Here is a 9,538-nt window from a genome sequence, read left to right as displayed (position 1 = left end):
TCTTCCGCTAACGGCTCGTCCTTCGCGGTTGCGATAGGTCTTCCCCTGTTAGTCTTCACAATATTCTTGTCAGCTTCGACTGGGAAATCGCCGGGCTTGATCTCAGGCTTTTTCATCGCGGGCTCCTCGGATCGGCTATTTTACCTCGCCCGTCGTTGGGGTTGTTTCCGGAGTTTGCACCCCCCCTGGCTTCGGGATCACCGTGTCCTTCATATTTGTCTTCGGCATATTGGGCAGAACCTCGACCCGGTTCTCTGGTTTAAGCGCTTCACAATCCATACCGTAGATCAGTTCGCCCCTGGCTGATTGGCCGATGGGACGACATTCCTTGAGGGCCTCGGGATCGACGCCCTTGTCGTCGGCGAAAGCTGGCAGTGTTAGTAGCGAGAGCGCAGCTACAATTCTCCACATGGCTTTCCCTCCAAATTTGTTGTGAACGGTAACCGGCGCCGCGACCGCAGGTTCCTCCGAGGGACTATCTGCGAAGGGAAATGGGGTTTCCCAGGATGAAAAATCGAAGCAGAAGGCAAACAGCGACGCGCGTCGTGCTCCGGCTCATGGATCGGCGCTGTCTTAGGTCGCCGCTCGTTTGCGGTCGCGGCCTGCGATTAATCCTTCAGCCGCGCCCGGCGGCCAAACAGGACGCCGACTAGGACCGCGACGGTAAGCGCTTGCAAAGGAGCCTCGCGCGCCCAACGCCCTCGTGGGTCAAGCGGTCCACCCGGCGCCCGGCCGCCTTCGATCGTGTGGGCCACGGTCCGAGTGGTGTCCCCGGCGGTAAGGTGGCAACGTCTTCTCCGATGGTCTCATAGTCGGGCGCATAATCGAAGGAACGCATAAAGTATCTCTCCGTTTAAGGGGGAGGAGAGGCCCAATGAACAGACGGATTGACGAAGCAGTAGCGGCGCGCGCCTATCAGCTTTGGGAGAAGGCCGGCAAACCGGAAGAACGGGATGAGGAGTTCTGGCATCTGGCCGAGCAGGAATTGCTCAACGAGGATAAAGGATCGCCGCTGCGGACCCCGGATACGTTGTGACCAACCTTTGCTGCGAGTGCGAGGGGATTGGCGGAGCGGATGGCGAGAACGCGCGGTAACGACCAACCCGGATTAGGCTATCACTTGAAGGTGCATTCCTTCCGCACGATCACAGCGATCCTGGCATGGGTGTTGATCGTAGCCGCCTTCTACGAGAAGCCGGAACTGCTAACCGGCGCACAACGCATTCTCCAGCGCGGCATTGAAGCGATCGGCGACGCCATTCCGCCCCCTTGGGGACCTCGCATCGAATTCGTCTTCCGGGAGATAGGCGGCCTGATCTGGCTCCAGATTACATTGATTGTACTCGTCCTACGGATCGGTCTTTCGGCGATCGCCGGGCTTTGGCGCATGACCGCGCGCCGCGACCGGGTTTTGTATCGGTTACCGGAAGAGTAGTCATTTCTCGGCACGGCATCTGCATGTTGGGCTGACACCACGACCACTACAACAGGATCGAGCGATGGAACCAGCGACCCTGCCTGCCACCGCCTTCAAGTCGCCGGCGATCAGCCTTTCAGGCGTCGTCGACTACAATATGTATACCGCATTTCGAGCCCAGTTCGACAACGCTGCCGATAGAGACCTTGTCGTCATCGAACTGACGACACTAGGCGGCGATCCAGAGGTCGCCCGAATGATGGGCGAGGACGTGCGGTTCGCGAGCGAGATGGAGCCGCAGAGACGGTTCGTGTTCCTTGGCAAGGCGGTGATCTATTCCGCGGGCGTTACGTTCATGAGCTTCTTCGCGCGGCCGAACCGATACCTCGCGCGCGGCACGCGGCTGATGATCCATGAGCGAAAGCTTTCAAAGAGCTTGGTGATCGATGGCCCTTTAACGACCTGCATCGCCGTCGTGAGGGCAACGCTCAACGAAATCGAATGCTCGATCGCTATGCAGAACGAGGGCTTTCAAAATCTCATCCTGGGATCCAACGTGACGATCGACGAGGTAATGCAGAAGGCGCCGTCGAACTGGTATTTGGAGGCGCAGGAAGCGAAGACATTGGGCCTGATCGAGACGGTTCTGTAATCCTCGAAAGCGGCTGCGACGATAGTAGCCATCGCCCCAATAGTCAGACGAGGTTATTTTCGGTCCTGGGGAGGGCGTTGGCATGTCAGACGTCAAGAACGGCCTATACTCGATCCGGATCGTGATGGTTGACGGATCAAACGCGCATGCTACCGGCATCATCGTTCTTCTCGACGGCCGCATCTTGGGCGGCGATAGCCACTTCTATTACTCAGGTTCGTACACGTTCACGAACGGAAAGTGGCGCGGCGAGTTGACGACCGGCCAACACGCCGACGCGGTCGGTGTGAATTTCCTGTTCGGCGGTCGTGAAGTAACGTGCGGCTTCACAGGTACGTATAGCGACGGCGTGGCAATGGTCGATGGAACGGCGCTTGTCGGCAAAAAGAGCGTGCCGTTTCGGGCCAAGCTCGATCTTAAAGCTGCGCTTGGCTGAACATCTTGCCTGTTGCCCTCATGACGATACCGAGACGTCTTCCTTCGCCTCGCCACGGGCGACGATCTTGAGTGCGTCGTCAGGCAACGGCCGCTGCAGCGCCTTTGCCTCATCCCACGGCGCGCGCATCCACACGTCACGTTCTTCGTCGGTCGTCAGAATGACCGGCATCGCCTTGGGATGGATCGGGGCGACGACGGCGTTCGGCGCCGTCGTCAGGAAACCGTAGACGTTATGAGGGCCGGCGATCGGCTTCGACTTGGTGCCGCGGTCGCCCTTGAACACTGTCCAGATGCCAGCGAACGCCGTCAGCGGCCGGTCGTCAGTCAATGCGAACCAAACGACGTCTTTCTTCATGGTCGCCGGGTTCAACTCCGGCGCGTATTCAGCGAAGCTGTTGAACGGCACTAGGCAGCGGTGTTCCGGCTTCAGCCAGCCGCGCCAGTGCGGCGATGATGTGTTGCGGATGTTCGTCACCGGCGGGCCGCCCGTACGCGGCGGGGGCGACATTCCCCATCGCATCATCGCGAGTTCGGTCCCGGCGTCAGTGTTGCGAACAACGGGTGCGTTGTAGTCTGGGAAGACGCCGGGCAGTGACGCCAAGTTGCCGACGTAGCGGTTGATCACCCGAAACAGGTTGATGATCGCGGCCTGGTTCGTCGTTATGCTGTAGAGGTTGCACATGCCTATTTACGACGAGGTTCGTAAGTCACGATGACCGGATCAGACGAAGATGCCGTCTGAACTTGAGCTTGTAACCCTGTTATCTGAAGTATTGGGCCGGCAGGGCGATCCACGGGTGTTGCGCGTTGCTCGTTCCAGTGCTCACGCCATGATCCAAGTTGCCGGATGAATTTCTCCATTTCACTTTCGATCCAATCATGGATCGCGATCGCTTCCTGCAACGTGAACTTTCCATCGTCGGTCGGCCTTGCCTTGCCGAGGTGAAAAACCTGTGGCTCAAGCATTGCGAATGTGTTTGCGAGGTCACCCTTTCTTGACCTGAAGCCCTCGATGAAGTCGTGGGCTCTGAAGTTGTTTCCCTTCTCCCCATTGGTCAGAAAGGCGGCCAGATTGCACGCCGACACAGCGAACGACGCTAGAAACGCATTCCAGTCGAGCCAGAAGGTGGCTTGGCTCAACTGGGCAACTGAGTACCTTGCCATCATCAATTCATAAGGCAGGTGCTCGTTCAGCCAATCCTTTTTCTGCTGCTCTTCGATTTCCAACCGCGAGGGCGTCATTGTGCGCCGAACCTTTCTTGGATCATCGTTCCTCAGGCCACCGGTGCGACGGCGGATTGTTGGTGGAAATCTTGGTGGGTCGCAGCGCGACGAGATAGCTGCGTTTGTAGAGATAGCCTCGGACCTCCGAGCAGCCCTTGCAACGCATGTAGCGCTCTAGCTCATGGACCGGCGTGGTCTTCGGCCGTCGCACATGTCGAGCGCGACTGTTTGATGCGTCTCATAGCCGAGGCATTTCACTTCCAGGTAGCGGTAGCCCGCATTGAGCGCGTCGCCGAGCGCCGGCGACGGCTGCGCTGGCCCTCGAAAGGCAAGCATGCGGACGTTCCATGCCTCCACGGCTAGTCTATCGGACTGCTTGCGGGCCTCCCGTGCCCGCTCAGCCGCCGCACGGACGGACGCGCCATAGATCATCTCGCGAGATTTCGTGCTCATGGAGGCATCAAACCGAAGCGAGCGCTGCGTTGCAAATTATCAAGCAGTTGTGGGGATGGCCACCGCTGAACTACCGAACGTGGTGGGTGTGGATAAATCGGCTTGTGCCGTCGGCGGGACGCGAGCGGGGGCGACTGTACTGATCGCCGCGTGCTATTTGCTTTGCCGTGACATCAACCGCAGGTTTGTAAGTGCCTAAATCCGCAAAACGGCATGCCGGAGGTCGCGCGACCGAGACGGGCATGGACTTTCAGGCCGAGGTCGCCACATGGGCGGCGGCGCATCTTCTTGCACGATTGCCGATCGGTGGTCGGTTTGGCCTCATAAATACTGCGCTGCCTATCGAAATGCGTCTCGAGACTGATGAAGGTCTAGATGACACCCACATCGTCCTAGACGATGGCTCTTGGATTGATTTGCAAAGCAAGACCACAGCAGGCCTTTCACCGAAACCATCTAGTCCGCTCGGCAAAACGATCGCGCAGCTTACAAGACTTGTGAGCGCCTCCCAGAAGGCGGGCAACGTCCTGGATCCAGCAAAGGCGCGGGCTGTGCTCTCGGTTGGCGTTGGCGCACCGCAGTCCTTGAACGATCTCGAAAAAGGATGTCGAGCGTTCGATCTGGGAGGCTCTTGGGCCGACACTAAAGCGCAGCGATCCAAGGCGGAAAGCGATGCACTTGAGTTGTTCGAGACCCATGCTCGAACTGCGTGGTCAACGCTATCGGGAGGCACGCTGACCGACGACGACCTAGTGCTGATGGCGCGTCTATTTCGGATCGTGCGTTTTTCGATGGACGAAGGTGACGATAATTGGCGCGAAGCATCGCGTATTATCGGAGCCCGCCTCTATGGCTCCAACGCCGCAGGTGACGGGCCCTTGCGTGATCTTAAGGCCATCGTTCGCGATCTGATCGGAAGTGGTGCGCCGGCAAATCGCAGCGGCCTACTACGCGCTTTGCGTGCACGCGGGCACAACGACGTCGGCGCGCCTGATTATGATGCAGACCTCAGCCGTATTGCCGCCACAAGCGACGCCGAATTGGAGCGGCTGACCGTTCATACCCGTCTGCCGATTGCGGGTGGTATTCCTATTCCGCGGGAAAGTGCTGTCCCGCTCGCTACCGCCCTCGCAAGCGGATCGCTTATCGTTGTTGGCGAACCAGGCGCCGGTAAGACCGGCGCCCTAGTCGCGCTAGCGAGGGCGCGCCGCGACGCTGGACAAGTGGTAGTGTTCCTTTCGGTCGATCGCTTTCCTGGCGTCGGAATAGCGTCCGATCTGCAATCCGAGCTTCATCTCGACCATCCCTTGGTCGACGTTCTCGCAGCGGCGCCGGGCGCGGAACCTAAGCTCCTCGTTGTCGATGCGCTCGACGCCGCACGTGGAGGCCCCGCTGAGGGCGTTTTTGCTCAGCTAATCGAGCAAGCGAGCGTCCTGGAAGAGGCAGGCTGGACGATCGCGGCTTCGATCCGCACCTTCGACCTTAGGAACGGACGGCGCTTTCGCGACGCCATGCGGGGATCGCCGCTTGATCCGGCGTTTTCCGACCCTTCGCTTGGCACGGTTCGCCACTTTCAAATTCCGCGATTAACCGACGCTGATTTAACGGCCGCCGGCGCGAACGCTCCTGCGCTTGACGATTTGCTCACAGCTGCTCCCAGCATGCTTCGAGACTTGCTGCGCAACGTGTTTAACCTCTCCCTCGCAGCGCAGTTGATAACCGACGGAGCAACGCCTGACAGCATTCGCACTGTTTCTACCCAATCGGACTTGATCGACGCCTATGAAGATCGTCGTCTTATCGGAACATCGGTCCAACAGGCCGCCGCCGCGACCGTGAATGAGATGGTTCGGCGCCGTCGCTTGGCCATCCGAAAAGTCGTCATCGGACATGAGCATCTCGACGACGTTATTCGCTCAGGCGTGCTCAGCGATGCCGGCGACCTAGTCAGCTTCTCCCATCACGTACTTTTTGATCATGTCGCTGGCCGCTTCTTCCTCGATTGGGATGACCCGTCGAGGCTGATCGGGCAACTCGGCGGCGATAGCTCGATTGCATTAATGCTTGCGCCTGGGCTCCGCTTTGCGGTTGAGCGGCTCTGGCGCTCGGATCGTGATGGCAAATCGGCCGTGTGGCACTTTATCGCAGACGTCTACGCGGAGGCGAATGTCGACCCAGTTCTGGCGAACGCCGCGCTTCGCACGGCTATCGAGCGCGTTGGGGACATATCTGACGTCATGGGGCTCGCTGCGCTCCTAGCCGAGCGCGGAAGCGAAGAACCGGTTGCCACGATGTTATCCCGGCTGGCCCGCTTTGTCGGGCTTGCAGTTGATTTAAGAGGCGCAGTGGCGGCCGATGAAGCTATAGCCTGGGCAACGATTGCTAAAGCGGCCGCAAACGCTGGTTCGCGCGCGCTATCCGATGCTTCCCATTCTTTGCTTATGATGTTGTTTAATAAGGGCGACCTAGCACAACCGCTGTTGCTTGACGTTTTTGGTCATGCGGCGCGATCGTTACTGACGTTGGCGTGGGCAGCTAATCCTTCGATGCAAATCATTACCACCAACGCGATCCGCTTTGTCGGCAAAAGCTTCGCATCGGATCCAGTAGCGTCACGCGCTCTGTTGGATCGCGCGCTTCGCGATCCGCACTTCTCGGCGCACGCCGACAAGGAGGCGACCTGGCTCGCCGAGCAGATCATGCCGATTGCACGGGCCGATCCTGATTTCGCGGTTGAAATCTTCCGCGTATTCTATTCGCGCGACATCACCGACGACAGCAAGTCTTTCATGGGCGGCCAGCCTAGCCGCATCATGGCCCTGTCCTCAAACCGTCGTCAGGATTATAGCGGTTGTCGGTACAATTTGGCGCGCCAATCCAGTCATTTGCTTGAGCTGTCCGCTAAGTGGGGCACAAGGGCTGCGATCGAGGCGGCGATTGGCGATGCCGATCGTGGGGCGGCCGGTGGCTATGATCGCAACCACGTAGCTGTAGCTGGGCGGCCAACCTTCGACCTCATAGGAATGGAGCGTGGTTTCAATAGCTGGGACGATCCGGGCAGGTATCGCCCTGATCAAGACTATGACGTTCTTACCCATTATGTGGCGTTCCTGCGCGGCTGCTCGATTGGCGCATTCTCCGAAAGCATCGAGGCCGCGGCGTCAGGCTATTCGAGCCCCGCGGTTTGGGCGCGATTACTTGGCGTTGGCGCGGCGCGCGTAGTTGAAGTTGTCGACCTCCTTTGGCCTTACGCGACCAATCCGAACCTCCTTGCTCATGAGGACATCGTCCGTGATGCCGTCCGCTTTTTGGCTGCGGCTTATTCGGTCCGCTCGGTGGATGACCGGAGAGCGTTCGAGGTTGAAGCGTTAAGACCCGATTTGTTCGATAATGACGGCGAGCGGCGCTGGTGGCGGCGTACGCTTGCGCGGCTGCTCTCAGTAGTCGACGAGACCGCGCTCACGACGGACGCGATGCGCGCACTACGCGCCGACCTCGCGGCCGCGGATGAACTCAGTGGAAATCCGCCATTGCGTTCGACGATGACGAGTTGGGGCTCGACCCGCGGAGTGGCGAGGAGCCTCCTATCTAGCGAGGGCGTCAACGTCGACGATGGTGTAGACGCAAGGATGCTGGCGCAATCGGAGGCTCTATACGAGCTTGTCCAAGCAACGCCGGCGGATAGCGATGCGGATAAGTTAGCGGAGCTATGGTCAGCTACTGTTGCAACGATAGCGCTATTCGATGCTCATGCTGGCGAAGTCCATGAGCGCGTCGAAGAGCCGGTGTGGGGCCACATAAGCAACGCCGCCGAACGTCTCGCAGGCGCGAGCACGTATGAGCCCGGCAAATCGGGCTTGCCGACGATTAGCGAGTTCCTCGCTCTTCTCCGTCGCTTGTGGTCAAGCCGCTTTCCAGAGCCAAGCAAGGATGACAAATCAGGACTGGGTTGGGGCAACTGGGAGGTTCGGGTCTACGCCGCCAGCTCGTATGTACGTCTAGCAGCCCGCTTCGGCGTTGAACACCACGAGATCGTCGAGATGTTTACTGAGATATTGGCCGATCCAGTTCCTCAGGTCCGTTTGCAGACTGCACAAAATTTGCAAGTTCTTTCGCAGATCGCGCCCGAGCAAATGTGGCGTCTCGCCGAAAGGATCGGAAGTAAGGAAACACACGAGGGAGTGCTCGGCTCCTTTCTCAATTCGGTTCTCTGGAGATTTACGTGGCAGGAGGTTGATCGTTGCGAAGCAATTATAGAAACGGTTTTGGCCAGGGTATTCGTCGGCGAGCGGAAGGTGGCCAGTGGTCGCGACCAGGTCGCAGCCCCGCTAGGTCATCTTTGCGCTGAGCTGTGGTGCCGGCAAGGACGCTCAACGGCACTTGGATGGCTTACTCGCTGGTCCAGTGATCCGATCAGATATCAAGAGCTCTTAACGTCTTTTCTTTCGATGCTGCGTGAAGCGTTTTTCGCACGTTACGCGTCCGCGGAAGCAGATCAGGACCTATCTGACCGAGCACAACGTGCTGCAATGGTGATCCTGCAGGCATGCTCGACCACCGCCGTTCAGAGCCACGCCACCGCCGTTTCGGAGACATCTGGAAGGGAGGTGCGCGACGAGGCGGTCACCCGCTATCGCGGCGCGGAGAGCGTCATCGGGTTTTTGATGAAGCAGCTATACTTTGGATCTGGCGCGTACACCAATGGAAAAGCTATTGGGCTGGGAAGCGCAGATGCGATGCGCTTGTTTCTGGTCGATTATGATCAGATGCTAGGGCTGCTCGCCAACTCACACGAGCCAGCAACGCATCATCATCTGGTTGAACTCTACGAATTTCTTATTCCCGGCGATCCTGCCAAGGTATTCGACGCGTTGCATGCGCTTTTAGTCGGTGCCGGCGCGCGCGAAGGGTATCACCATGAGGGTCTCGCCGCGCCCGTCATCGTACGTATGATCACACGCTACATCGCCGATCATCGCTCAATCTTTGAAGACGACGCGAGGCGCGCTCGTCTCGTTCAGATACTTCGACTTTTCTCGGACGTCGGGTGGTCTGAGGCGCTCAAGCTTCTCTTTGATCTGCCAGAGCTGCTGCGCTGATGTTCAAGCGTTCTCAGACAGATCCGGGACAGCCTGATCGCGATCGAAAGCTTAGGGCGCGTTCCCGAAAAGTGAGCCGCCGCCCATCCCGTTCGAATGAAGCGCGTACGGCGCGATTTCTAGCTCGGTCGACGTGCTGCCAAGCCGAGCGAGGGGTTTGAGAAACTGAACGGAGCGCGCTAAGGTTGTGAGCATAGCGCAGCTTTCGGGGCACTGGGGCACGGCCCTTCATCGAGGCTGTTGCAGGTCAGTGTG

At 59.0% G+C, this 9,538-nt stretch carries 8 protein-coding genes and 1 pseudogene; 5 read left to right on the top strand and 4 right to left on the bottom strand.

All coding sequences use genetic code 11. The features are described from left to right. Nucleotides 1-135: 135 nt before the first annotated feature. The gene (locus tag K359_RS52925) at nucleotides 136-411 is read right to left on the bottom strand and encodes a hypothetical protein (protein WP_035977030.1); all 276 of its coding nucleotides are present in this window, start codon (nucleotides 409-411) and stop codon (nucleotides 136-138) included. A gap of 463 nt (nucleotides 412-874) precedes the next feature. On the opposite strand from K359_RS52925, the gene K359_RS59035 reads away from it, so the two are divergent. From K359_RS59035 to K359_RS52920, 4 genes are all read left to right on the top strand, one after another. Next, nucleotides 875-1,036 (top strand): DUF2934 domain-containing protein, encoded by a 162-nt coding sequence (locus K359_RS59035; RefSeq protein WP_084518497.1) that lies wholly within the window; start codon nucleotides 875-877, stop codon nucleotides 1,034-1,036. Nucleotides 1,037-1,120: 84 nt separating this feature from the next. After that, the gene (locus tag K359_RS0125085; protein ID WP_156928648.1) at nucleotides 1,121-1,435 is read left to right on the top strand and encodes a hypothetical protein; all 315 of its coding nucleotides are present in this window, start codon (nucleotides 1,121-1,123) and stop codon (nucleotides 1,433-1,435) included. 64 nt (nucleotides 1,436-1,499) lie between these two features. Further along, nucleotides 1,500-2,069 (top strand): hypothetical protein, encoded by a 570-nt coding sequence (locus K359_RS0125080; RefSeq protein WP_029081795.1) that lies wholly within the window; start codon nucleotides 1,500-1,502, stop codon nucleotides 2,067-2,069. A gap of 82 nt (nucleotides 2,070-2,151) precedes the next feature. Further along, entirely contained in the window at nucleotides 2,152-2,505 is a 354-nt protein-coding gene (locus tag K359_RS52920) for a GrlR family regulatory protein (RefSeq protein WP_035977025.1), read from the top strand. 18 nt (nucleotides 2,506-2,523) lie between these two features. Here the strand turns inward: K359_RS52920 and K359_RS0125070 are convergent, their stop codons facing one another. The 3 genes and pseudogenes from K359_RS0125070 to K359_RS52915 form a co-directional block, all read right to left on the bottom strand. After that, nucleotides 2,524-3,189, bottom strand: coding sequence for an SOS response-associated peptidase (locus K359_RS0125070; RefSeq protein WP_029081794.1), 666 nt, complete (start codon nucleotides 3,187-3,189; stop codon nucleotides 2,524-2,526). A gap of 2 nt (nucleotides 3,190-3,191) precedes the next feature. Then, nucleotides 3,192-3,749 (bottom strand): hypothetical protein, encoded by a 558-nt coding sequence (locus K359_RS0125065; protein ID WP_029081793.1) that lies wholly within the window; start codon nucleotides 3,747-3,749, stop codon nucleotides 3,192-3,194. Between the two features lie 22 nt (nucleotides 3,750-3,771). After that, a pseudogene (locus K359_RS52915) lies at nucleotides 3,772-4,184 on the bottom strand (hypothetical protein). A gap of 242 nt (nucleotides 4,185-4,426) precedes the next feature. On the opposite strand from K359_RS52915, the gene K359_RS0125055 reads away from it, so the two are divergent. After that, entirely contained in the window at nucleotides 4,427-9,283 is a 4,857-nt protein-coding gene (locus K359_RS0125055; protein ID WP_245284710.1) for an ATP-binding protein, read from the top strand. The last annotated feature ends 255 nt before the right edge of the window (nucleotides 9,284-9,538 follow it).

It is taken from the genome of Bradyrhizobium sp. th-b2, from assembly GCF_000426785.1.
Taxonomy (GTDB): Bacteria; Pseudomonadota; Alphaproteobacteria; order Rhizobiales; family Xanthobacteraceae; genus Bradyrhizobium; species Bradyrhizobium septentrionale.
This window is presented reverse-complemented; position numbering and strand designations above follow the sequence as displayed.